Origin of the sequence: Brucella sp. HL-2 (assembly GCF_025846885.2) — a bacterium.
Classification (GTDB): Bacteria; Pseudomonadota; Alphaproteobacteria; order Rhizobiales; family Rhizobiaceae; genus Brucella; species Brucella quorumnocens.
Genome location: NZ_JAOYTK010000002.1, coordinates 336,656 through 361,180, shown reverse-complemented (window position 1 = coordinate 361,180; position 24,525 = coordinate 336,656). Strand labels below are relative to the sequence as shown.

Below are 24,525 nucleotides of genomic sequence, written 5' to 3'. Positions count from 1 at the left end.
TTTCGAATGCGTCTGTTGGGTGCGGTTTTCTTCGCGAGTTTCATCGCGTCCAATCTTCCTGCCCATGCAGAATTTGAGAGGGAACTAGGCCCACTCGCCTCGGCTGCATCATCGCAGATTGTTCAGGGTTGGACCGGGGCCGCACATGATGGATGGTTTGTTCTCAATAACCAGCAGGCCAGCGCTACGGAGCAGACACTGGTTCTCAATGCCGGACCCGCGCCTGAAGCTGGTCGCGCAACAAAGGTAACAATTGCCGTCAATTCGTCGAAGCCTAGTGCTTCTCTGGGCCTGATTGCATCCAATCCCGCCAATAAGGCGATCTGTCTTATGGAGGTCGTCGCAGATAAGAGCGTCAAGCTTTTCTGCATGGAAAATGGCCAGCAGCGCAATATTGCAACGATACCAAACGTCGCCAAGCTCGACGGTACCGACGTCATCGAGATGGTCGAGGTTCCCGGTGTAACACGGTTCCTTCTGAATGGAAGAATGATTGGCGACGTTCAGGGCTCACCAGCTCTCGGTGCACAAATCGGCGTAATGGCGTACGATACTGGAATGTTCGGGATCGCCAATTTCAGTATCACGTCTGACGGCGAGAACGTCCCAACACAACCAATTGTTGGAAGCGGGCAGGGCGGTGGTGCGGCGCCACAGACAGCCGATACCGGCTCACAACCCGCGCCGCAAACGGCCGATAATGGCTCTCAACCTGTGTCGGGTTCAGGGGGAGATTCTGGCCCGTTACCGGACTTTGGTGGTGATGGAAACCGGATCGCCTCGGTGTATTTCGGACTTATGCGCAGTATCTTTGCGCATGAATTTGGTCATGCCTTGATTGGGGAGCTACAACTCCCATCGACTGGTCCCGAAGAGGATGCCGTCGACATCTATTCCGCTCTACAGATTGTCGAGCCAACCATGTATCCATCAGGCGACAAAGAAGTCGACGACATGGCAATTGGAAGCGCGAGCTATGCTGCGCTGCAATGGTATTACAGCGGCAAACTCAACGAAATGAAGGGTAGCGCGCCGTCACCATGGCAGGACGAGCATACGGCCGATCTAAAGCGTTTCCGTAACATGCTTTGCATCATGTATGGCGGAAACCCGAAAGTCTTCAGTTCGATTGCCGATGGAGTGCAGTTGGACGAACGGACACGGTTCCGTTGTTCAGATGAGTTCAACAAGCAAAACCGTGCCTGGCGCAAAATTCTTGCCCCGCATACCCGTTCGGGTGAGTGGCATCCGGAAGGCGAGCAGCCAGCAAATGCGCCGGGAGCTGCTATTAAAACTGTGTTCGAACCTTCATCGCGCAGAGTGGGTAACTTTTATGCGGCGAAGCTGTCGGGCGCTTTGACGGGCTATTTCGATAACTTGTCTCAGACCTATGTGCTGCCACGACCGATAACCGTTACGTTCCGCGACTGTGGTCAGTTGAACGCTTGGTACGATCCAAAAGAAGGATCGATCACCATGTGCTATGACTTGTTTGAACATCTGGCGGTCATGATTTCTGACGTTGAGACTGGAAATGCTCAGGGCGGTTCTGCGGGACAAACCACCAATGCCTCGGCTCCAGATTCAGGTGGAGCGGCAGGCGCTGACTTAGACGAGTTGCGCGATGATGGTGTTGCCGCGAGCATGGTACTATTTCAGTCACCATATGTTGGACCAACACCGAATAAGCACGCCAGAGCGACGGTTATAACCACCGTTGAAGTTGTGAAGATTATCACGAATGGTCGAAAAACTCTTTTCGTCGATACAAGCGGTCTGCAAGAGACTTTGCAAAACGCCTATTCTCTGCCGGATGCCGGGCGCGACGGCAGCGTTACGGATAGTCTGCAGCAACCTTTAGATGAATGGCTGACTGAAAAGGCTGGCGGCGACAAGAGCGTGGGCGTTGTTTTCTTCGGTAAGGGACTGCGTGACCGTTCATCCTATAATGCTGCATTGCGCGCGGCCACGCTTGGCTGGACGACGTTCTGGTATCGTGGCGGACTTGAAGCGTGGACTGGAAACGGCTTGCCAGTGAGCAAGTAACGGGCTGGGTTGATAGTTGATATCCGCCCGAACTGGAACTGCTCGGACATTAAACGAGAGAACGACCGGAATCCCTCAAGACCTTTTGCTCTCTTTCGCCCAAACAACAAAAGGCGGAGCCTGAAGAGGCTTCGCCTTTTTGTATCTGACCTGCTTGCGCCGGTCTTAGTTTTGATAGCTTGAAGGCGATGCATCACCAAAGCGATTAGCGGAGCCGTCCTGATAGGTAGTCGTCTGACCAATCGAAGCAGTTGCCGTGTTATCAACCTGCTGGGTTGCAACGGGTGTACGGTCATTTGCATAAAGATCGGCAGGTTCACCAACATGTGGATTTTCAGCGAAAGCAGCACCGGCGCTAAGGGCAACGGCTACGGCAGCAAGAGCAAACTTTTTCATTTTTCTATTCCTTCTATTCGCCCCTTTGGATGGCATCAGTGCTTCCGGGGACACCGGGGTGACACCAATGCCATCCACCGGGGAGATAACTGGGATGCCGTTTGGATTATTCCGTCAGGCGGGATTGTTTAATATTAAAGCTTAGTTCTGGAAGCTTGAAGGCGATGCATCACCGAAGCGATGAGCAGAGCCGTCCTGATAGGTAGTCGTCTGACCAATCGAAGCAGTTGCCGTGTTATCAACCTGCTGGGTTGCAACGGGTGTGCGGTCATTTGCATAAAGATCGGCAGGTTCGCCAACACGTGGATTTTCAGCGAAAGCAGCACCGGCGCTAAGAGCAACGGCTACGGCAGCAAGAGCAAACTTTTTCATTTTCTATCTCCTAGAATTTGGGAAGCGACGGTGTGTTCGTCGTTTCGATGATTGAGAGATAGGCCTTTCAAAGGGCTGCGCCTAGATCGCAAATGGTTCACGCATTGTATTCATATCAGTAGACAATAAGCCTTGAAATTGGCTCAATCGACCAATGAGGCGCAATTTATTCAAGTATATGTGAACAGTATGAGGTCGAAAAGTGGCTGTTAAAGCATAGGTGGAGCAACCAAGTTTTGGCTCTGCGGCTGGGAAGGTTGCCGCATATTCCTTAAGCTTTCCGAATTAAGCTCTCGTATGATCTTTATTGGACATGGGGGCACCAATATGAATGCGGGTGTGGAGCGCGGTGAGTTCGTAAGTTTGATTGCGCCGTTCCTGGAGCCGATGGCGTCAGCTCTCGAGTTTTTTGGTGTGGCCGTGATCCTAATTGGCGTCGCCGTTGCAACGCTTGGTTATCTTAAAGACGTTTTCGTACTTTCAGGCGAGAAAGCCTATACACGCTACCGCGCCAATCTTGGTCGCGGCATCCTCCTCGGTCTGGAAATTCTGATCGGTGCAGATATCATCGCCACCATTATTTCCCCGCTCACATGGGAAAGCGTTGGCCTGCTGGGGCTGATCGTTTTGATCAGGACCTTCCTCAGTTTTTCTCTGGAAGCGGAAATCGATGGTGAATGGCCATGGAGACGCCGCCGCCGCGAAAGGATTCTCACGAACGGCGAATAAGTCTCGCTCACAGGGGAGTTCTATCCGATGGATATCAATTCGCGTGAAAGCCTGTTCATGCTTTCTGCACCGCTTGTGGTTATCAGAAACTGTTCTTCGATCATCAGGGCACCAAGCCCATCGGCATAGAACGGAGTTTCCAGCGCCAGAACCATGTTTGGTTCAATCAGCATTTCGTTGCTGCTTGAGATAAACGGCCATTCTTCAATACCTACAGCAGCGCCTACCGAATGGCCAAAATGGCCACGGTAATATTCGCTGAAACCACTCTGCCGCATGATGCCAAGCATTGCTGAATGAATATCGCAGAATCGCGTACCGGGCTTTAACAGTGCTTCGCCCACCGCAAAGCTTTCCTGCAGCACCTTGTATATCTCGCTCGCAAGCGGATCGGGCTTGCCGCAGACATAAGTGCGCGCACCATCCGATGAATAGCCGTTGATCAGGGTGCCGACATCGGCTTTCACAAGATCACCTTCTTTGAGCTTGGCCTTCATGTCCTGAAGATCACGGCCGGTCGAGATATAAGCCCAATGCCCGGAAAGGACCTGACCATTCCGGCTGGCTTCCTGTGTGGCGCCATCAAACCAGGCTGCTGAAAGTGCATTCAGGCTGGAGCCGCGTCGGGCGGTGTTCAGCATATTTTCCAGCCCGCTTTCTGCATAACGGGCTGCATTTCGCAGATACTCGATTTCGCGGGCATTCTTGATAAGACGCAGGCCCTTGACGAGAATGGAAGCATCCTGCCAATCAACCGATGGAAGCGCTTTTTTGAGAGCCTCAAAATCAGCCGCTGGCATGAACTCCAGATCAACACCGATCTTTGCTTTGGAAAGCCCACGCTCTGCCAGCAGATCACCTAAAAGCCTGAAAGCTGCTTCCTGATCGAAGGTCTCAGCGCGCGGGCCGATATTGTTTGCCTGCCTGTAGGCTGCATTGATATCTTCAATTGTTTTTGCATTGTGGACCGTCACCATATCGATCCAGATACGATGCGTGCGGAAATCGATCCTGTCGCCAAGATGCGCAGCAGCTGCATAGGCATGATCGCTGATGACCACGCCGAGTTTTGCCTTTTCATCAGCTGGCACCAGTGCAATGGCAGAGCCCGCCCGACCCCACATAGTCGCGACACCGGCTGCTACACCGGTCGCATAGCGGAAGTTTTCAGGTTGAAACAACGCAAGCGCATCAAGCCCCTCCGCTTCAAGAAATATCTTGGTTCTATCGCGATTGATCTGGCTCATTATGTTCTCTCAATGCCATAAGGCCGTGATCGTGTATCACGAAGCCATTGGTTTATCGTCGTTTATATAAAACGGAGCGACTTGGTAATCCAATTTTTGAAGTTGGCGAGCTATCCGACTATCGTGAAGGATAAATCATCTACCAATTTTGATTATTATAGAATAATCTTCTAAATAATCCCCGTATAGCACAGCTGCGCCGCTTATCGTCGCTCAGATGGTCGCTGTATAACCTGTATCAACTGAGGACCCTATGGCGACCTCGAAGCAGGAGAATAAAATGAGCGGTTTGACCATTCTTAATCGCAAAATGAAGTTGAGCAACTGGGGCCTGACCACGGCGCTGACCGTTGCGCTCGCTTTCGGCTCGTTCACTCAGGCCTATGCCCAAGAAAACGACGCAGATGCGACGATCAATATCGGATCGCTCTACGAGCCGCAGAACCTCGACAACACCGCAGGTGCGGGGCAGGGCATCAACGAAGCCTTCAATGGCAATGTTTATGAAGCACTGTTCCGTCTGGATGATGATGGCAAGGTCGAGCCGGTTCTTTCGAAGGATTACACTGTCAGCGATGATGGCCTGACCTATACGTTCAAGCTTCAGCCGGGCGTCAAGTTCCACTCTGGAGCACCACTGACCTCGAAGGACGTCAAGTTCTCCATCGAGCGTGTCGCAGCGCCGGAATCCAAAAGCTCACGCAAGAGCAGTCTCAAGACTATTACGGGCATTGAAACGCCTGATGATGAAACCGTCGTCGTCAAGCTTTCGTCTCGCTCAATTTCGCTGCCTTACAATCTCAGCTATGTCTGGGTCGTGAATGATGAAGCTACCGACTTCCAGTCGAAGGAAGATGGTACTGGACCTTACGCGCTGGAAGATTGGCGTCGCGGTTCATCGCTCGCCATCAAGCGTTTTGATGGCTACTGGGGTACGAAGCCAAAAAATGAAGAAGTTGTCTTCCAGTATTTCACCGATGCGAGCGCGCTCAACAATGCGCTTCTGACCGGTTCGGTCGATATTATCACTTCTGTTCAGAGCCCGGATTCGCTGGCACAGTTCAAGGATAACCCTGACTTTACTGTTAGCGAAGGCAAGTCCACGACCAAGTTGCTTCTCGCCTATAACGACCGCGTTTCACCTTTCGACAATGTGAAAGTTCGCAAAGCACTGGCTCGTGCTATCGATGACAAGAAGCTGCTCAATGCAGTTTGGGGTGACTATGGCACTCTGATTGGTTCGTTCGTTCCACCAACAGATCCATGGTATGTCGATCTGACCGGCGTTGACGCTTATAATCCTGAAAGCGCCAAGGAGCTCTTGAAGGAAGCGGGCTATCCGGACGGCTTTACTTTCACTATCGATACGCCGAACTATGACCCGCACCCGATTGCAGCGCAGTTCATCCAGAGCGAACTGGCCAAGATCGGCGTGAAGGTGAACATCAACATCATCACGGCCAATGAATGGTACACGAAGGTCTATAAGGCGCATGATTTCCAGGCGACCTTGCAGGAGCATGTGAACCACCGTGATATCGTGTTTTATGGCAATCCGGATTTCTATTGGGGCTATAACAACCCGAAGGTTGTTGATCTTATCAAGGAAGCCGAAGCAAGCTCCACCACCGATGAACAGGCGGCCAAGCTGACAGAAGCCAACAAGATCATTGCAGAAGATGCAGCTAGCAACTGGTTCTACCTCTATCCGCAGATCGTGGTTTCAAAAAAGTCAGTCAGCGGCTATCCGGTCAATGGTCTGAACTCACAGTTCTTTGCTTATGATATTGAGAAAACAGACAACTAATCAGCTGTCCATAATTGAGAACTGATACTCGACACGAAGCGCCGCCTGAATTATTTTCCGGCGGCGTTATCGCATTTTTGAGTGGCTAAAAACTGCTCCGTCATACCCGAGAGGTATTCGCCATTCTTGCCTATATTTTGCGCCGTTCGGCCATTCTGATCCTGTCGGTATTCGTCGCAGCTATCGTTCTGTTTTTGCTGCTGCGCCTTTTGCCGGGGGATCCAGCAAATGCATTGGTTTCGGTTGGTGCTGACGCCGCGCAGATTGAAGCTGCGCGTAAACAGGTCGGCTCCGACCTCCCGCTCTATCAGCAATTCACACAGTTCGTCGGCTCACTTGTGCGCTTTGACCTCGGCAATTCCTTTGTCAGCGGCGCACCTGTTTTGACTGAAATTGGCAAACGCCTGATTGTGACGCTGCCACTGACATTGATGGCTTTCGTGCTCGCGATAATTATCGCCGTTCCGCTTGGCATCCTTTCGGTTGTGCGTCAGAAGAGCTGGTATGGCTCGATCATTTCTGTGATCTCACAGCTTGGCATCGCAGTGCCTGTTTTCTGGATTGGTATTCTGCTGGTCTGGATCTTTGCTGTTAAACTGCGCATGTTCCCATCGGGTGGTTTTCCTTCACGTGGTTGGCAGTCCGCGCCTGCTGCATTTCAGTCGCTGACATTACCGGTCATCACCATTGCCATTGTCATGTCGGCATCGCTCATCCGCTATGTTCGTTCGGCAACGCAGGATGTATTGGGCAGCGATTACCTGCGCACGGCGCGCGCGCTGGGCTCTACGTTCTCGCAAGCGCTGATCCGCCATGGAATCCGAAATGGCGCAGTTCCTGTGATTTCGATCCTTGGTATCGAACTCGCTTCAACGCTTCTTGGCGCTGTGGTGGTGGAACGCGTTTTCTCGCTCCCCGGCCTCGGCTCCATGCTGCTATTGGGTATTGAGCAGCGTGATTATCCAAATGTGCAAGGCGTCTTGTTCGTCTCGACGCTTCTGGTTCTTCTGGTGGGCTTCGCTGCCGATCTGGTGCAACGCTTGATCGATCCGCGATTGCGCAGCCGGTCTGCGGGAGGCCGCGCATGAGCAGCATCACCACATCTTCGCAAAGTTTCCGATTGCCTTGGCCTCTCGTGGTCGGCGGTATTCTTGTGGGCATTCATGTCGTTGTTGCACTGCTTACGCTGTTCTGGACACCTTATGGGGTTGGCGACATGGTTGGCGGACGGCTGGCAGCGCCATCATGGGAACACTGGGCAGGCACAGACCGGCTCGGTCGTGATCTCATGACGCAGATCATGGTCGGCTCACGCATCGCGCTTTTTGTGGGCCTCGGCGCTGTCACCATTAGTGCTGTGATTGGCGTCACCATCGGCGTTCTGGCCGCTTTTGCGACGCAGACACTCGACGATATGCTGGCTGCAACGCTCGATATTCTGATTGCTTTTCCAACATTGCTGCTTGCCATGCTGATCGTCGCTTCAAGCGATGGCGCAAGCCTTTCGACGGCCATTCTCGCAATCGGCATTGCAGCATCAGCCATCGTCGCGCGACTGACACGCATTCTCGCCAAACGCGTTCTGGCGATGGATTATGTCACAGCGTCGCGCATTTCCGGCACTTCATGGCTCGGTGTCGTTCGTATCCATGTGCTGCCGAACATCTGGCCGACGCTGATTGTCAATTTCGCGCTGCAATTCGGACTGGCCGTTATTGCCGAAGCTTCACTGTCTTATCTTGGGCTCGGTACTCCGCCACCAAACGCCTCCTGGGGACGGTTGCTGCAGGAAGCACAGGCTTCGGTTTATACGGCTCCCTTCGGTGCAATCGCACCGGGTCTGGCACTGGTTTCGCTCGTCATCGGGCTTAATCTTTTTGCAGATGGCTTGCGTGATGTGGCCGATCCAACGCGGAGAAGGCAACGATGAGCCCATTGCTGAACGTTGAAAATCTTGAGATCGAAACAGCAGGCCGCGTTCTCGTTTCCGGCGTATCTTTCTCAGTCGCACAGGGCGAACGCGTTGGCCTGATCGGTGAATCCGGCTCCGGCAAATCACTGACCGCATTGGCCGTCATGGGACTGCTTGCGGACGGAATGAAAGCAAGCGGCTCTATCACGCTCGATGGCCATCAGATTATCGGGGCGCGTGATCGTGCGCTTGTTCCGCTGCGTGGACGCAGCGTCGCCGCTGTTTTTCAGGAGCCGATGACGGCACTTGATCCTTTGATGCGGATTGGCAAACAGGTTGCCGAAGTCGTGCAGAGGCGTGCATCGCGCGATGGTCGCAAGCTTGGCAAAGCGGAACTTAAAGGCGAAGTGATGAGCCTTCTTGAGCGTGTATCCCTGCCGGAACCGGAGCGCATTGCACGCTCATGGCCGCATGAAATTTCGGGCGGTCAACGCCAGCGTGCAGCCATTGCCATGGCGCTTGCCTGTCGTCCAAAGCTGCTCATCGCCGATGAGCCGACAACAGCACTCGATGTGACGACGCAGGCGGAAATCCTTAAACTTCTTGAGCAACTCGTTCGCGATGAAGGCATGGGGCTTTTGTTCATCAGCCATGATCTGCCGGTCGTTGCAAGCATTGCCGAACGGGCGCTCGTACTCAGGCACGGCAATTTGATCGAGCAGGGTCCAGTGACTGCGCTTTTTGCCAATCCCGTTGAAGACTATACCAAGGGACTTGTTGCAGCCGCGCGAGCCTTCGACGCTGCATTGGAGGTGGCGCGATGAGCCTCATTGATCTTTCCAAAGTATCGTTTGCCTATAACGGCGGCAAAACCGTGCTGCATGGCATCGATCTCACGCTTGAAAGCGGCAGCAATCTTGGCATTGTGGGTGAATCTGGCTCCGGCAAGACAACCATTCTCAAGCTGCTTCTAGGATTGCAGGTCGCAACATCCGGCGATGTGAATTTTCGCGGCCAGAAGCTCAACATCAAAGACCGCAGCTTCATGCGTGGCTTTCGCCGTTCGGTGCAGGCGGTTTTTCAGGACCCTTATTCGTCACTCGATCCGCGCCAGCGCGTGTTCAACATCATTGCTGAACCGCTGCGCTCGCTGAAAATCGAGACAGACATTGCGCAGGCTGTCGCGCAGGCACTGGCTGCGGTCGATCTGCCAGAAGATGCAGCAACACGTTATCCGCATGAGTTTTCAGGCGGTCAGCGTCAACGTATCGCGATTGCGAGGGCGATTGTCGCCAACCCCGACCTGATTATTGCCGATGAAGTGGTGAGCGCGCTCGATCTTACCACGCGTGCGCGTATCATTGATCTCATGCGGACATTGTCCGAACGCACGACTTTCGTGGTTGTTTCGCACGATATCGCACTTGTGGCTTTGCTTTGTGAAAGACTGATCGTGCTGGAAAAAGGCAAGATTGTTGAGCAGGGCAATACGCGAGACATTCTTGCTCATCCGCAACATGCCTATACGCGAAAGCTGCTGACCAGTTTGCCTCGAATGCCGAGAGAATCGTGACTTACTGCAGGCTCAAAAGAGGGGACTTCGAGCCTGATCACGGTTTTGTGCATATACGAAAATATGAAAATAATTAGCAAGTTTTAGCGGGTTTTTGAACAAATCATCCCATTGATTTCATTATTTTATTTTAAAATTTCGGAAGATGGACAAACGCCCACAATATGGGCCTCGGTCACGCCCCTTACAAACAAACCGAATTCTCGAAATTTGAATTGTGGCAAATGTTTGTATATCGCAACACTTTGTTTCATAATGCCATAATATATATGGAATCCCCCGAAACAAATTTAACCGTCTTACCCACCTAATCGGCAGGAAACGACAAATGACCGACCTCCCCGGCTATCCGAGCCGGCGCAGCTTTTTGAAAGCATCCGCAGCAAGCGTGATGCTTTCAGGATTGGCTGTGTCAGCTCAGGCGCAACAGTCGACGCCCCCTGTTGCTCTCGAACAATACGAACGCCAATATTTTAATGATCTTGAATGGACATTTATCCTCGCTGCGACAGCAAGGCTGATCCCGTCTGACGGTGATGGCCCGGGTGCCATCGAAACCCGTGTTCCTGTATTCATCGATCTTCAACTCGCTGGCGACTATGGTCGCGCAGACGACTGGTACATGGTTGGCCCGCATGATGCCTCGGCAGATCCGACGCGCGGCTGGCAGACCCCGCTTAACCCTGCGCAGATCTATCGTCAGGCAATTCCAGCATTCAACGGCTGGTGCGAGCAGAAGTATGGTGCTGCATTTTCCGCTTTGACTGCTGAGCAGCAGGATGCAGCACTCACATCCCTTCAGAAGGGTGAAGTTGGCTTGCAGCCTGAGCTGCGCGATTTCTTTGGCATTCTCTTGCAGAATACCAAAGAAGGCTATTTTGCCGATCCGATGTATGGCGGCAATCACGGCATGCAGTCGTGGACCTATATCGGCTTCCCCGGCGCACGCGGCAGTTATAAGGAATGGGTTGAGCGCTACAATGTTCGCTACCCACTAGGCCCGGTTTCCATCAAGGGCGAGAGGGCTTAACATGGCACGTCAGGAAAAGAAAAAAGACGTGGTCATTGTTGGCCTCGGCTGGACCGGCGCGATTCTTGCAATGGAATTGGCTCAGGAAGGTCTTGAAGTCGTTGCTCTTGAGCGCGGTCACGATCAAAATACGGTTCCGGATTTCAAATATCCGAACATGATCGATGAGCTGAAATATGGTGTGCGTCTCAAGATGATGCAGCGCGCCAGCCAACAGACGGTCACTATACGCCGCACTGACAGTGAAATCGCACTGCCTTATCGCAGTTTCGGTTCGTTTCTTCCGGGCAATGGTGTCGGCGGTGCCGGTACGCACTGGAACGGCCTGAACTGGCGTCCGCAGGCAGAAGAACTGCGTCTTCGTTCGCATGTTCTTGAAAACTGGGGCGAGCAGATCATCCCGGAAGATATGCTTCTTGGCGACTATCCTGTCACTTATGACGAAATGGAACCTTTCTTCGACCGTTTCGAACGCGTTGCAGGTATCTCGGGCAAGGCGGGCAACATCAACGGCAAGATCGTTGAAGGTGGCAATCCTTTTGAAGGTTGGCGCGCCAACGAATATCCGATGCCGCCAATGCATACGACATGGGATGGCCGGAAATTTGCCGATGCGGCAAAGGCCATGGGTTATCATCCGTTCCCATCACCGGGCGGCATTGCTTCAACGTCCTATGTCAATGAATATGGCATGCAGATGGGACCGTGCAACCATTGCGGTTTCTGCGAGCGTTTCGGCTGTTATCAATATTCGAAGTCATCGCCACAGACGACCATTCTGGATGCGCTGAAGCGTATGCCGAACTTCTCCTACCGTACGGAATCTGAAGTTCTGCGCATTGAAATGGCACCGGACGGTAAGACTGCAACCGGCGTTACTTATTTTGACGACAAAACGCAGGAAGAAGTCTTTCAGCCCGCCGATATCGTCATCATGGCATCGTTCCAGCTCAACAACGTGCATCTGGCGCTGTTGTCCGGAATTGGCACACCATACGATCCGGTAACAGGCGAAGGCGTAACGGGCCGTAACTATGCCTATCAGCTCACCGGTGGTGTGACGCTCTTCTTCAAGAACGAAGAGTTCAACCCGTTCATCGGTACGGGCGCAAACGGCATGTGCATCGATGATTTCGGGGTAAACCAGATCGACTTTGGTCGCGAGGGCTTCATCGGCGGTGCTTATTGGCGTTCGGGCCAGACCAATGGTCAGCCAATCCGCAGCATGACGCTGCCATCAGGCACACCCGGTTGGGGTGCTGGCTGGAAGAACGCCATTGCTGAGTGGTACGGTCACTCCATGAATATCGGAACCCATGGTTCTGTCATGGCTTACAAGACTAACCACCTTGACCTCGACCCGACCTATAAGGATCCGCATGGTCGTCCTTTGATGCGAATGACCTTCAACTGGAATCCGAACGATATCCGGATGACCCAGTTCATGAAGGGCAAGGCTGAAGCACTGGCCAAGACCATGAACCCGGACTTGATACAGTCGTCCTTCAAGAAGGAAGGTTCGCAGTTCGACGTTCGTCCTTACCAGACGACACATACGACTGGCGGTCACACCATGTCGGCCAATCCGCGTGAGGGTGTGGTCAACCGCTTTTCGCAGGCATGGGACAAGCACAACGTGTTCATGCTTGGCGCGGGTAACTTCGTGCAGAACACACAGTATAATCCGACCGGTCTTCTCGGTGGTCTGGCTTACTGGACCGCACATGCGATCCGTACACAGTATCTTTCCAATCCACGTCCGCTGGTTTGAGGAGAATAGTCATGAAAACTTTTCTTCGTATCATCGGCGTTCTGGTCGTTCTGGGAGTTATCGCGTTTCTGGCTTTCTTGTTCGTTCCGGTGCAGCTGACCAAGCCAACGAAAGAGCTTGCTGCTGACTGGAAGCCAGCGAAGGGTCAGGGCGAGTATGTAATGTACGCTTCCGACTGTATGGCTTGCCATACAGCGGAAGGGGGTAAGTCCTTTGCTGGTGGCCGTCAGATTGCAAGCCCGATGGGCACTATCTGGACCACCAATATCACCCCGGACAAGGAAACAGGTATCGGTGACTGGACACTCGATCAGTTTCGTGCAGCGCTTTATGACGGCATTCGTGCCGATGGAGCACATCTTTATCCGGCCATGCCATACGAAAACTACCGTAAGCTAACCGAAGAAGATGTCCGTGCGCTTTACGACTACTTCATGCATGAAGTGGAACCGGTAAAGAATGAAGTGCAGCAGACCGAACTCGGCTTCCCGTTCAACATGCGCTTCGGTATCCGCGCGTGGAACTGGCTCGCTCTGAACCATAAGGCTGGTTTCACGCCTGCGGGTAAGAACGAAGTCCAGGAACGCGGCCAGTATCTTGTCGAAGGTCCGGCACACTGCGCAGCCTGCCACAGCCCACGTAACATCCTGATGGCGCAGGACGGTATTCAGGCTGGCGACAAGGCCTTCCTTACGGGTGGCGTGGTCGATGGTTGGAATGCACCTTCGTTGCGTGGCCCACAGTCGGCGCCTCAGAAATGGTCCGTCGAGGAAATGGCTTCGTATCTCGCAACCGGTCGCAATGCACATTCAACTGCAAATGGCGAAATGGGGCTTGTTGTCGAACATTCCCTTCAGCATCTGACCGATGCCGACAATCTGGCGATCGCTGCTTTCCTTAAGGGGATCGACGGTGCAGCGGTTGAAGTTCCACAGAACTTTGCCGAGAAGGTTCCGACAGCATTGCCTGCAGCTCCTGCCGATGCTGCTGGTGAAGAGACTGCAAAGATGCTGACCGAAGCCTCTCCGAATATGCCAGTCGGCGCACGCCTCTACATTGACAACTGTGCAGCTTGTCACTTTGTGACGGGCAAGGGCGCTCCTGGAATCTTCCCGGAATTGGCAAACAATGATCTGGTCACTGGTTCGGAAGTAAAGCCTCTGATCTCGATCATTCTGCATGGTGCGGAAGTGCCTTCGACCGAAAAGCGTCCAATGCGTCTGGTGATGCAGGGTTATGCCGACCGCTTGTCAAATGAGGAAGTCGCAGAGCTTGCAACTTTCGTTCGTTCTGCTTGGGGCAACAAAGCTGGTGCAGTTTCCGCAACCGATGTTTCAGCGGTGCGAGATCAGCCTTCGCATTAATAAAGAAGCGAAAAGCGGCTGCATAAAAATACAGCCGCTTTTTGAATACGAAATAAAAAAATACCCCCGCAGCCAAACGCGGGGGTATTTTTGTTTGGCTCGTTTGCAATCGATCAGAGATGATCGCGTGGGATGGTCTGGTTCCACTCGCGGGTGACAACCGCTTCGCCATTTTCCTTCGCCGTCAGAACGCCGGAAATGTAGAACTTTTCGGCATCCGAATGCATCTTGGTCGTGCTGTCGATATCGATCATCCAGCCTTCGCGACCCATCTGATAGGCCTGTGTCAGCACATAGGATGCAGACAGCGGATCATTGTCATTGATGCGCAGTTCGCGCTTGAGGCTATGGCTCAACTGTGTGCCAAGATCGTCAAAGCGCAGCACGCCTTCGCCGAAAAGACCGCCAATGCCTTCTGTCACGTAAAGCGTTTCGCCGGTGACGTGATCCTGCTCGGTCCAGCGACGCACGCTGCCCGGATCAAGCTGCGTCATCGGCGTTGCAGGGCCGTGGGCTGGCTTCTGGAATACGACCTTTGCATCAATCGCAGCGACTTCACGCACTGGCAGATCGAGAACCGACGAAGCGGTATCGAGTGTCAGTGTCACGCGTTTTGGCGATGGCCAGACCATCGGCCAGTAGCCGGTCGCAACCGAAAGACGGATGCGATGACCCTGCTTGAAGCTGTAGCCGCTGTCGTTGAGCTTGATCGCGATTTCGTAAGTCTTGCCCGGTACCAGCATTTCCGGCTTGTCATGGCCGCTGATGTGGTTGAGGTTGAAGACCTGATAGCTGACGCGGGTGATGCGGCCATCCGGCAGAATATCGCTCAAGCGCAGCGAAACCTGTGCAACCGGCTGATCGACGGTGAATGTCAGACGTGCAACCGGCGCGCCGAGAATTTCGAGATCTTGCGTCAGAACAGCGGTGTCGAAGTTGAGCGAACCGCCATCGTCAAGACGCTGATCGGTTGGGTGTTCACCCGGGCAACCTGTCGCCATCCATTCGCCGCCGGCCTTGCCGTGGCTGTTTGGCGAGGAAATCGAAAGCACGCCCTTGGCGGCCTCGGCTTTGCCCAGCGTGAAGTCTGCGCCAAGCGCGAAAGGCGTGTGTGTGATTTCGGTCGAAGGCCAGTTCTTTTCACCGACCCAGCGGCCATTGGTGAAGTCGCGCGAGCCGGTTGGCTCGATGGTATCGCAGACATAGGCGCGCAGCTTCGGCTCATCCATGATGCCGGTCTCTTTGCCCTTGAGCCACTGGTCCCACCAGCGCACTGCTTCCTGAAGGAAGCCGATTGCCGGACCCGGAACACCATCCTGCGGATAGACATGGCCCCATGGGCCGATAATGCCGCGTGCAGGAACCTGAAGGTTTTCAAGCAGGCGCGGGACCGCGTTGGTGTAGCTGTCGGCCCATGCGCCAATAGCGAGAACCGGGCATTGGATTGCAGACCAATCTTCGCAGATTGAACCATGCTTCCAATATTCATCGTAATGCTGATGTTCGAGCCAGAGGGCAGGGAAGAACGGCAGACGCTCCAGACGTTCAATCCATGCATCGCGCCAGCCTGCACCCACAATCGCCGGATCAAGCGGACGCGACTGATAGGCGAGCATGATCGTGCCCCACCACAGATTATCATTGAGCAGCAGGCCGCCCATGTAGTGAATGTCGTCGCGGAAGCGGTCGTCGGTCGAATAGGCGGTGATGATCGCCTTCAACGCAGGTGGGCGGCAGGCGGCGACCTGAAGACCGTTGAAACCGCCCCAGCTCTTGCCCATCATGCCGACATTGCCGCTGCACCATGGTTGCGCGGCAATCCAGGCGATGACTTCCAGCGCATCGTCTTGTTCCTGCTGGATATATTCATCGGCCATGTGGCCGTCGGATTCACCCGTGCCGCGCATATCAACGCGGATCGCGGCATAACCGTTTTGCGCGAAATAGCCATGCATTGGCTCATCGCGGCCACGCGTGCCGTCGCGCTTACGATATGGAATATATTCGAGCACGGCAGGAACAGGATTTTCCTCGGCGCCTTCAGGCAGCCACAGGCGCGCGCCAAGACGGGTGCCATCCTTGAGTGTGATCCACAGATGCTCGGTGATGTTGACGGTCATGATCGGTTCCAATGTCTATAAAGAGAAGCCGGTGCGGCATTAGCGCCGCATCGGTAGATTAACTGGCAGCACGTGCTTTCAGGATGTCGTCCAGCCAGTCGCGGCGCAGCTCCGGAACGGACGTGATGAGCTGCTCCGTATAGGGCTCATAAGGCGGTTCGAAGATTGCCTTTGTGGTGCCTGTTTCGACCACCTTGCCCTTCTGCATCACCATGGTGCGATCGGCGAGCCGACGTACGACGCCAAGGTCGTGGGTGATGAAGAGATATGACACTTGCAATTCATCCTGCAATTTACGCAGGAGCCTGAGAATTTCTTCAGCGACCAGAGGGTCGAGCGCCGAAGTGACTTCATCGCAGATGATAAGATCAGGCTTTGCTGCCAGCGCACGTGCGATACACACACGCTGCTTTTGTCCGCCTGAAAGCGCGCCGGGAAGGCGGTCTGCAAAGTCGGCAGGCAGGCCGATGAGTTCAAGCAGACGCTTAACCTCGATCTCGCGCTGATCTTCATTCATGCCGAAATAGAACTTCATCGGGCGACCGATGATTTCGCCAACGGTCTGGCGTGGATTTAGTGCCACGTCAGGGAGCTGATAGACAAGCTGAATGCGGCGCAGTTCTTCGCGGCTACGCTTTTTGTAGTTCGCTTCAAGCCTCTGTCCGGCAAGCGTTATGATACCGCTCGAATGCGGCGGCAGACCTGCAATCACACGCGCAAGCGTCGATTTTCCGGAGCCGGATTCGCCCACAACAGCAAGTGTTTCGCCGCGACGGATGTAACAACCCACATCGGTTAGAACGAGCTTCTTACCGTAATAAGCAGTCGCATTCTTCACTTCCAGCAGGATTTCGCCGGTCTTGTGTTCGGCCTGTTCGCCTGAAATGCTGGCTTCACGCTCAGACACCAGACGCTGGGTATATTCCTGCTTTGGCGCTTCGAGAATTTGCTCCGCAGAACCAAGCTCGACCATCTTGCCATGACGCAGAACCATGATGCGGTCGGCGATTTGCGCCACAACCGCAAGGTCATGCGTGATGTAAAGCGCTGCAGTGTTGTACCGCTGGATGAGGCTGCGAAGCAGTGCCAGCACTTCGATCTGGGTCGTCACGTCAAGCGCAGTTGTCGGCTCGTCCAGCACCAGAATATCCGGGCGGCACGACATGGCCATGGCAACCATTGCACGCTGAAGCTGGCCACCGGAAACCTGATGCGGATAGCGATCGCCAAAAGTATCGGCATCGGGGAGCTGCAATGTATGCAGCAGTTCCAGCATCCACGCTTTTGCTTCGGCCTTTGTCATGAGGCCGTGATAGAGCGGGCCTTCCATGATCTGATCGCCAATGCGATGCGCCGGATTAAACGACGCTGCCGCACTTTGCGCCACATAAGCGATACGCGCGCCGCGTGCCTTTTCTCGCGTTTCGCGGGTGCCGTCCATCAACGAAATATCGTCAACGACAATAGTGCCCTCGGCGATTTTGCAACCGCCACGGCCATAGCCCATGGCTGCAAGTCCAATGGTGGACTTGCCAGCGCCGGATTCACCAATCAGGCCAAGCACTTCACCACGCTTCAGCGTCACATTGACATGATCGACGAGTGTTGCGTCGTTTGGAGCTTTGACGACAAGGTCGGAGATTGAAAGAACGATATCCTTGCTCATCGATCAGCTCCCTGCGTGGTCGTGCGTCCGGCCAGAAGCCAGTCAACGACGAGGTTGACGCCAACAGTTAGGATGGCGATTGCAGCCGCCGGGAACAGCGGTGCGTAGAGGCCATAGAGAATAGCCTGCTGGTTGTCCTTCACCATGCCGCCCCAATCCGCAAATGGCGGTTGGATGCCAAGGCCAAGGAACGACAGGCCAGCAACGAAGAGGAAGGTGAAGCAGAAACGCAGACCGAATTCCGCAATCAGCGGCGGCAGCGTGTTCGGCAGGATTTCACGCCAGATCAGCCAGCCAAGACCTTCGCCGCGAAGCCGGGCGGTTTCGGCATATTCCAGCACATTCACGCCCTGCGCCACGATACGCGCCAAACGGAACACACGGGTGGAATCGAGCAATGCGATGGTGATGATCAGAACCGGCAGCGATGAGCCAAGCGCCTGCAGGATGACGAGTGCTGAAATGAGCACGGGAATGCACATGACGGTATCGACAATGCGGGACAGAACTGTATCGACCCAGCCGCCGAAAATGGCAGCGAGGAAGCCGAGCGGCACGCCGACGCTGAACGACAAAAGCGATGCTGCGAGCGATACGCCAATCGACATCTGCGCACCAAAAAGCAGGCGCGAAAGCATGTCGCGGCCATTCTGATCGAGGCCAAACCAGAACTGCGCCGATGGGGGATCAAACGGCGCGCCGACGATTTCTTCCTGTCCATAAGGCGCGATCAGCGGGCCAAACAAGAACATGAGAAGGCACAGGGTGACGATAGCGAGACCAACCCACGCCGTCAGGGGAATTGATTTTTTTTGTAGCTTTCATCGTGGGTGCCTCAGGCGCGGATTGAGCGCGATGGCAGCGACATCGGCAATGATATTGAGAATGACATAGGCCGCACCGAAGACGAGGGCCGCAGCCTGCACGAGTGGAAGGTCACGCTTGGAAACTGCATCAACCATGAAGCGGCCAAGGCCGTTATAGTTGAACACGGCTTCGACAAGCACCACGCCAGTGATGAGGTAAGCAATGTTGAACGCCACCACATTGACGATTGGAGCCGCCGCATTTGGGAGAGCGTGCTTGGTCACAACGCGCTTGGTGCGCAGGCCTTTGAGATATGCCGTTTCAACGTAGGCCTGGTCCATGACTGACAGCACAGCGGTACGCGTCATACGCATCATCTGCGCAACGGTGACGAGAACCAGTGTCAGTGCGGGCAGGGCAGTCGCCTGAATCCATTCGAGAAACGTCATGCCTTCATACGTGTCGGCGAGACTTGGCAGGATGTTGAAGCGGATCGACAAAAACAGGATCAGCAACAGACCGAGGAAATATTCAGGTAGAGAAACAAAAAACAGCGCTACGATATTGATAACACGATCAAAAATACCGCCACGCTTTACCGCAGTGATAAGGCCAAGGAGAATAGCGATAGGAACGCTGACGACAGCGGCAAAGGCTGCAAGGGCCATCGTGTTCCAGAAACGCGGCCACAGGAGGTCGGCCACCGGCTGCTGGTTGGCAAGCGAAGTGCCAAGGTCGCCGGTAACGAAACCAGCAAGCCAAGAGAAATAGCGTGCAAGGAGTGGTTGATTAAGACCGAGGCTTTCGCGCAGCGTGGCGAGCGCTTCCGGCGTTGCATTCTGACCGAGGATAGCAGAGGCAACGTCACCCGGTAAAATCTGCGTGCCGGCGAAAATCAACGCCGACACGAGGAGTAGCGTGAGGGCACCAAGCCCTACACGCTTGAGGATAAGAACGAACATTATGCTTCCAGCCAGACTTTTTCCGCGAGACGCGCACCCATAAGGTTGAACATCGGATGCGTAGTCACGCCCTTGAGCTTCTTGGAGGTGGCGTCGAGATAGTCACCGAACATTGGAATAAGCGCGCCGCCATCATTGCTGATCATGGCCTGCAATTCGGCGTAGATCTCTTTGCGCTTGGCCAGATCGAGCATTGCACGGGCTTCGAGCAGCTTGGCGTCAAAATCAGCGCTCTTCCAATGCGTATCGTTTTGCGAAGCGTTGGATGCATAAGCGATCGACAGGGCCTGATCAGCGGTCGGACGACCACCACGATAGGACATGCAGAATGGTGCCTTCATCCAGACATTGTCCCAATATCCGTCTGCTGGCTCACGCTTGATATCGATCTCGATGCCCGACTTGGCGGCGGCGGTGCGGAAGATAGCTGCTGCGTCGACGGCGCCAGTAAAGGCGGCATCCGAGGCGGACAGCTGAATTTTCAGCGAATCCATACCAGCCTGCTTCAAATAAAACTTGGCCTTTTCCGGATCGTAGGCACGCTGTGGCAGTGCTGCGTCGAAGAACGGGTCAGTGCTTGGAATGGGATTGTCGTTGCCCAGTCGTCCATATCCGCGCAAAGCGGTCTTGAGCAGCTGATCGCGGTCGATGGCATGCTTGACTGCAAGGCGGACATTGTTGTCGGTAAATGGTGCCTGCGTGCAATCCATCAGGAAAGAGAAATGCTGGCCACCAGAAGACTGGACGATATTGAGGTTCGGGTTGCGCTTCAACAGATCGACGGTCTTGAAGTCGAGCTGGTTGATGGCGTGGACCTGACCGGACATCATGGCGTTGGTACGGGCAGACACGTCGTTGATGACGATCACTTCAACCGCATCGACCCATGCCGAATTTGGCTTCCAGTAGCTTTCATTGCGCGTGAAACGCGAACGCACGCCTGGCTGGAAACGCTCGAAGACAAAAGGTCCGGTGCCAACCGGCTTGTTGAAATCGGTCCAGTCCTTTGGAACCACGAGGAAGTGGTAGTCTGACAGGATGTAAGGCAGATCAGCATTGCCGCTATTCAGCGCAATCTTGACTGTACCAGCGTCAACCTTGACGACATCGGTGAATTCTGACGCCAGCGAGCGCGCACCGGATGTGGTTTCGCCGCGATGCAGGTTGATCGAATAGATGACGTCGTCGGCATCGAGCGTCTTGCCGTTGTGGAAGGTTACGCCCTGACGAACCTTGAAGGTCCATTCCTTGGCGTCGGCTGATGGTTCCCAGCTTTCGAACAGCTCAGGCACGGCCTTGTTGTCGGCGTCGATTTCGACAAGGCCGTTCATCAGCATGTAAGCCTGATTGACTGGAACCCAATCTTTCAGAAGGCGCGGATCGAAATTGTCGGTGGTGGAGCCGCCGCCAATGCCGAGCTTAAGAACTCCGCCTTTCTGTGGGGTGCCCTCCGTTGCGGCGGCTGCCGGCGAGGTGATCAGGCCGCTCATGCCGGTGACGGCGATGAGGCCAAAACCTGCGGCGCCTGTCATGAAGGTGCGGCGGGAGAGGTTAAAATCGTTACGGTGCTCAGTCATGCGTTACCCCTATTGAAGTCTTAGCTTGTATTTTATGCATAGCTAATTCGATTTTGCGGGTTGGACTAGCCCACACATCCCTAAGTTTTCAAGGGTTCTAGGCGGTTTTTCTGGTATGACTTTTATGCATACCCCCATGCCAAATGTCCTCTTGGCTTTTACGCGAACAGGAATAAAGGAGCACTCCACAGTGACCTGCGGGGGCATATTCTTCTGTAAAAGAAGCGGCTTCTGCGATTGAATTCTTGCTGATCGTGGAGATCAAAATGGGTTTGCCGGATATCGTTGGCTTGTTGGGCGCAGTCTTTTATCTTTCTGCTTATGCCCTGATTCAGCTGCGGATTTACACGGTGGACGATGCCATCATCACGGTGCTTAATATCCTGGGCGGTATAGCGCTGATCTATTCACTTTCGTGGAACTTCAATCTGGGTTCCATCATCACGCAAATCGCGTGGCTTGTCTTTACAATTGTTGGCTATGTGCGTTTCCGTGTGATAGCGCGCCGCCGCGCAGCGATGGCGCCTGCGGAATAAAGCTGATCATCTTTATGTGATTACATCTGTTCCATTGCTGGCGATCAGCCAGTCGGACACTTCGCGCACAATTTTGCGCTGATGACGGTCAGCAGGCCGCATCAGGTAGAAATAGGCGTCGGATCGCATCATATGGTCGTGGACAGGTACAAGCGTACCTGCCGCAAGCTGCTCCTTGATGAGCCATGTCCAGCCAAGTGTAATGCCTATACCTTGTGTAGCCGCTGCAACGCAGAGGCCATAGTCACCTAGCCGCCATTCAAGTGCGCCGGGAGGAGGAGAGAGGCGGGCATCCTGCCACCACTCCGGCCAGCCCTGCCATTCGCGCATTGTATCTTCTATTGAAAGAAGAACAGGTGTTTCCTGCTCCATGATACTGGCTGTGCCGGGCGCTGAAACCGGAACGACTTCTTCACGTCCGAGCACTGTGAGGTTCACTCCAATGGGGCGTTCTTTGCGATAGAAAAGGGCCAGGTCAAATTCGTCCAGACGTAAATGCGCCACATCGTCGGTTACGCGTAGCCGGATTTCGATACCGGGAATTTCTGCTTTAAGCATTCCTACACGCGACAGGAACCATTGATCGGCAATCCCACGTGAGCAGGCGATGGTGATCTGTCGAGGGCCGGTCCATGCACGCAGACCGTCGGTGACTGCGGTCAAATCACCAAGCAAACGGCTGACATCGGAGGCGTAGCTTTCACCCATAGTGGTCAGCTGAACGCCGACGGGGAGGCGATTGAACAGCTTCGAGCCGATAAAGGCTTCTAGCTTGCCAATCTGACGACTGACAGCACTCTGAGTAAGGCCGAGTTCCAGACCCGCGCGCGAAAAGCTGCCAAGACGCGCAGCACTGTCGAACACGACGAGCGCGTTAAGCGGCGGCATAGATTGGCGTCCACCTGCCATGAAAATTCTCCAGAAGAATGAGGCTGTTGTTAATGCGATCTCGCCTCCACTGCAAGATGGCTCAACATGCGTGAATGCGCCCATTTTTGATTTCTTCCATTTTGGAAGAAGTTCAATTCGTAACGACTATCTAATCATTTCACAAACTTTTCGGCATGTTTGGTCTCAAACATTCATTGTTGGAAATGAGGTCTATCGTGATCGATAATCGTACCGCCCCTTATGCAATTTTCCTTCTTCGTCTCGCACTAGGCATTCTTTTCCTTGCCCATGCTGGACTGAAAATCTTTGTATTCACACCTGCGGGAACCGCAGCATTTTTCGGATCGCTCGGTCTGCCTGGCTGGTTTGCCTATGCCACCATTCTTTGGGAATTGATCGGTGCCGCAGCACTGATTATCGGCATCTATCCACGTGTTGCGGCCGTCGCTCTGATCCCGATCCTTCTTGGCGCAATCTTTACGGTTCACGGTGCTGCCGGGTTCTTCTTCACCAATGCTAATGGCGGTTGGGAGTTTCCGGCATTCTGGATCGTAGGGCTTATCGTCGTGGCATTGGGTGGCAATGGCGCCTATGCTGTGAAGCCGAGTGCATCTGCCTAAATAGCAGACATCGCCATTTGCTGGATTTGCGGGGAGGGAACTCTCCGCAATTCTAACGACAATTTTCAAGGATAAGCGCCATGCTTGTAGATGGTAAGTGGACAGAAGACTGGCAGCCGGTGCAAGCCAAGGACGAAAAAGGCGGCTTCGTGCGCCAGATTTCAGGCTTTCGAAACTGGGTAACACCTGACGGCAGCGCGGGACCGACAGGCGAGGCGGACTTTAAAGCGGAAGCTGACCGATACCATATCTATGTTGCTTATATCTGTCCGTGGGCCTCGCGCACGTTGATTGGACGTAAGCTTAAGGGGCTTGAAGATGTTATTTCTGTATCTGTGGTGGAGCCTGCTCTGACCAATCAAGGCTGGCGGTTTGGTGATTATCCCGGCGCAGATCGCGATATTGTCAATGGCGCCACCTACATGCATGAAATCTACACGAAAGCCGATCCGCATTATAATGGCCGCGCCACAGTGCCTGTGCTGTGGGACAAGCATAAGCAAACTATCGTGAATAATGAGTCTGCCGACATTCTGCGGATGCTGAACTCAGGTTTTGGTGACCTTGCCAGCGCGGGTTTCGATTTCTATCCGGAAGCCTTGCGCCCAGAAATAGATGCATTGAACGAGTACATTTATCCTCGTCTCAACAACGGTGTTTATCGCACGGGGTTTGCCACGACACAGGTTGCTTATGAGGAAGCTTTCCGCGACGTATTTAAGGCGCTTGCCGTGCTTGAGGAGAAGCTTGATGGAAAGGGTCCATTCCTGTTTGGCGAGAGCCTGACGGAAACGGACATCAGGCTGTTTGTGACGCTCATACGGTTTGATGCAGCGTATTTTGGCTTGTTTAAATGCAATCTTCGCCAACTTACGGATTATCCGGGTCTGAGCGCGTGGCTGTTGCGTGTTCTGGAAATTCCGGGTGTCCGCGAAACAGTCAATGTCGACCACATTAAGCGTGGTTATTATTCAATCAAGACATTGAACCCGACAGGTATTGTACCGCTTGGCCCTGATTTACCCGGGATAGCCAGCGTTCAAATCTAAACGGCTGCTTTGATTATTTCCATATTCTGGCTATTTTACGCAAAATATGT

General features: G+C 53.9%; 22 protein-coding genes. 13 read left to right on the top strand and 9 right to left on the bottom strand.

Annotated elements, in window-relative coordinates; genetic code table 11:
• The first annotated feature begins 6 nt into the window (after nt 1-6).
• Nucleotides 7-2,046: a DUF4344 domain-containing metallopeptidase gene (locus OIV19_RS04805; protein WP_264230828.1), complete on the top strand. Its 2,040-nt coding sequence runs from the start codon at nt 7-9 to the stop codon at nt 2,044-2,046.
• Between the two features lie 165 nt (nt 2,047-2,211).
• On the opposite strand, the gene OIV19_RS04800 is transcribed toward OIV19_RS04805, so the two are convergent.
• Together OIV19_RS04800 and OIV19_RS04795 are read right to left on the bottom strand one after the other, a co-directional pair.
• Entirely contained in the window at nt 2,212-2,442 is a 231-nt protein-coding gene (locus OIV19_RS04800; RefSeq protein WP_264230827.1) for a hypothetical protein, read from the bottom strand.
• A gap of 141 nt (nt 2,443-2,583) precedes the next feature.
• Entirely contained in the window at nt 2,584-2,814 is a 231-nt protein-coding gene (locus tag OIV19_RS04795) for a hypothetical protein (protein ID WP_151091327.1), read from the bottom strand.
• Between the two features lie 327 nt (nt 2,815-3,141).
• Here OIV19_RS04795 and OIV19_RS04790 point away from each other — a divergent pair, with 327 nt between their 5' ends.
• On the top strand, nt 3,142-3,543 hold the full coding sequence (locus OIV19_RS04790) for a DUF1622 domain-containing protein (RefSeq protein WP_095445663.1): 402 nt from the start codon (nt 3,142-3,144) through the stop codon (nt 3,541-3,543).
• A gap of 20 nt (nt 3,544-3,563) precedes the next feature.
• On the opposite strand, the gene OIV19_RS04785 is transcribed toward OIV19_RS04790, so the two are convergent.
• Nucleotides 3,564-4,790: a M24 family metallopeptidase gene (locus OIV19_RS04785; protein ID WP_264230826.1), complete on the bottom strand. Its 1,227-nt coding sequence runs from the start codon at nt 4,788-4,790 to the stop codon at nt 3,564-3,566.
• A gap of 280 nt (nt 4,791-5,070) precedes the next feature.
• Between OIV19_RS04785 and OIV19_RS04780 the strand changes: the two genes are divergently transcribed.
• The 8 genes from OIV19_RS04780 to OIV19_RS04745 all read left to right on the top strand — a co-directional run bounded on the left by OIV19_RS04780 (nt 5,071) and on the right by OIV19_RS04745 (nt 14,247).
• Nucleotides 5,071-6,597 (top strand): ABC transporter substrate-binding protein, encoded by a 1,527-nt coding sequence (locus tag OIV19_RS04780; protein ID WP_264230825.1) that lies wholly within the window; start codon nt 5,071-5,073, stop codon nt 6,595-6,597.
• Between the two features lie 137 nt (nt 6,598-6,734).
• Nucleotides 6,735-7,685 (top strand): ABC transporter permease, encoded by a 951-nt coding sequence (locus tag OIV19_RS04775; protein ID WP_264230824.1) that lies wholly within the window; start codon nt 6,735-6,737, stop codon nt 7,683-7,685.
• Nucleotides 7,682-8,527: an ABC transporter permease gene (locus tag OIV19_RS04770; RefSeq protein WP_264230823.1), complete on the top strand. Its 846-nt coding sequence runs from the start codon at nt 7,682-7,684 to the stop codon at nt 8,525-8,527. Before OIV19_RS04775 ends, OIV19_RS04770 begins: the two co-directional genes overlap by 4 nt.
• Complete coding sequence (locus OIV19_RS04765) at nt 8,524-9,333, top strand: ABC transporter ATP-binding protein (protein ID WP_264230822.1); 810 nt, start codon at nt 8,524-8,526, stop codon at nt 9,331-9,333. The genes OIV19_RS04770 and OIV19_RS04765 overlap by 4 nt, the downstream gene beginning before the upstream one ends.
• Nucleotides 9,330-10,082 (top strand): ABC transporter ATP-binding protein, encoded by a 753-nt coding sequence (locus OIV19_RS04760; RefSeq protein ID WP_264230821.1) that lies wholly within the window; start codon nt 9,330-9,332, stop codon nt 10,080-10,082. Before OIV19_RS04765 ends, OIV19_RS04760 begins: the two co-directional genes overlap by 4 nt.
• Before the next feature lie 328 nt (nt 10,083-10,410).
• The gene (locus OIV19_RS04755; protein ID WP_095444456.1) at nt 10,411-11,112 is read left to right on the top strand and encodes a gluconate 2-dehydrogenase subunit 3 family protein; all 702 of its coding nucleotides are present in this window, start codon (nt 10,411-10,413) and stop codon (nt 11,110-11,112) included.
• Between the two features lies 1 nt (nt 11,113).
• Nucleotides 11,114-12,883, top strand: coding sequence for a GMC family oxidoreductase (locus OIV19_RS04750; RefSeq protein WP_095444455.1), 1,770 nt, complete (start codon nt 11,114-11,116; stop codon nt 12,881-12,883).
• Between the two features lie 11 nt (nt 12,884-12,894).
• Nucleotides 12,895-14,247: a cytochrome c gene (locus OIV19_RS04745; RefSeq protein ID WP_264230820.1), complete on the top strand. Its 1,353-nt coding sequence runs from the start codon at nt 12,895-12,897 to the stop codon at nt 14,245-14,247.
• A gap of 113 nt (nt 14,248-14,360) precedes the next feature.
• Here the strand turns inward: OIV19_RS04745 and OIV19_RS04740 are convergent, their stop codons facing one another.
• The 5 genes from OIV19_RS04740 to OIV19_RS04720 are packed head-to-tail and all read right to left on the bottom strand — an operon-like array spanning nt 14,361 to nt 21,379.
• A complete protein-coding gene (locus OIV19_RS04740) occupies nt 14,361-16,367 on the bottom strand; it encodes a CocE/NonD family hydrolase (protein ID WP_264230819.1) in 2,007 nt (668 codons plus the stop codon).
• A gap of 58 nt (nt 16,368-16,425) precedes the next feature.
• Entirely contained in the window at nt 16,426-18,033 is a 1,608-nt protein-coding gene (locus tag OIV19_RS04735) for an ABC transporter ATP-binding protein (protein WP_264230818.1), read from the bottom strand.
• Nucleotides 18,030-18,836, bottom strand: coding sequence for an ABC transporter permease (locus OIV19_RS04730; RefSeq protein WP_264230969.1), 807 nt, complete (start codon nt 18,834-18,836; stop codon nt 18,030-18,032). Before OIV19_RS04730 ends, OIV19_RS04735 begins: the two co-directional genes overlap by 4 nt.
• 18 nt (nt 18,837-18,854) lie before the next feature.
• Nucleotides 18,855-19,802, bottom strand: a complete 948-nt coding sequence (locus tag OIV19_RS04725; protein WP_151091498.1) for an ABC transporter permease — start codon at nt 19,800-19,802, stop codon at nt 18,855-18,857.
• The gene (locus tag OIV19_RS04720; protein WP_264230817.1) at nt 19,802-21,379 is read right to left on the bottom strand and encodes an ABC transporter substrate-binding protein; all 1,578 of its coding nucleotides are present in this window, start codon (nt 21,377-21,379) and stop codon (nt 19,802-19,804) included. The genes OIV19_RS04725 and OIV19_RS04720 overlap by 1 nt, the downstream gene beginning before the upstream one ends.
• 266 nt (nt 21,380-21,645) lie before the next feature.
• On the opposite strand from OIV19_RS04720, the gene OIV19_RS04715 reads away from it, so the two are divergent.
• On the top strand, nt 21,646-21,915 hold the full coding sequence (locus OIV19_RS04715; protein ID WP_151091496.1) for a CBU_0592 family membrane protein: 270 nt from the start codon (nt 21,646-21,648) through the stop codon (nt 21,913-21,915).
• A gap of 12 nt (nt 21,916-21,927) precedes the next feature.
• On the opposite strand, the gene OIV19_RS04710 is transcribed toward OIV19_RS04715, so the two are convergent.
• Entirely contained in the window at nt 21,928-22,824 is an 897-nt protein-coding gene (locus OIV19_RS04710; protein WP_151091495.1) for a LysR substrate-binding domain-containing protein, read from the bottom strand.
• Between the two features lie 197 nt (nt 22,825-23,021).
• Between OIV19_RS04710 and OIV19_RS04705 the strand changes: the two genes are divergently transcribed.
• Both OIV19_RS04705 and OIV19_RS04700 read left to right on the top strand, forming a co-directional pair.
• Nucleotides 23,022-23,426: a DoxX family protein gene (locus tag OIV19_RS04705; protein ID WP_151091494.1), complete on the top strand. Its 405-nt coding sequence runs from the start codon at nt 23,022-23,024 to the stop codon at nt 23,424-23,426.
• Nucleotides 23,427-23,506: 80 nt separating this feature from the next.
• Nucleotides 23,507-24,475, top strand: a complete 969-nt coding sequence (locus OIV19_RS04700; RefSeq protein ID WP_264230816.1) for a glutathione S-transferase family protein — start codon at nt 23,507-23,509, stop codon at nt 24,473-24,475.
• Nucleotides 24,476-24,525: the final 50 nt, after the last annotated feature.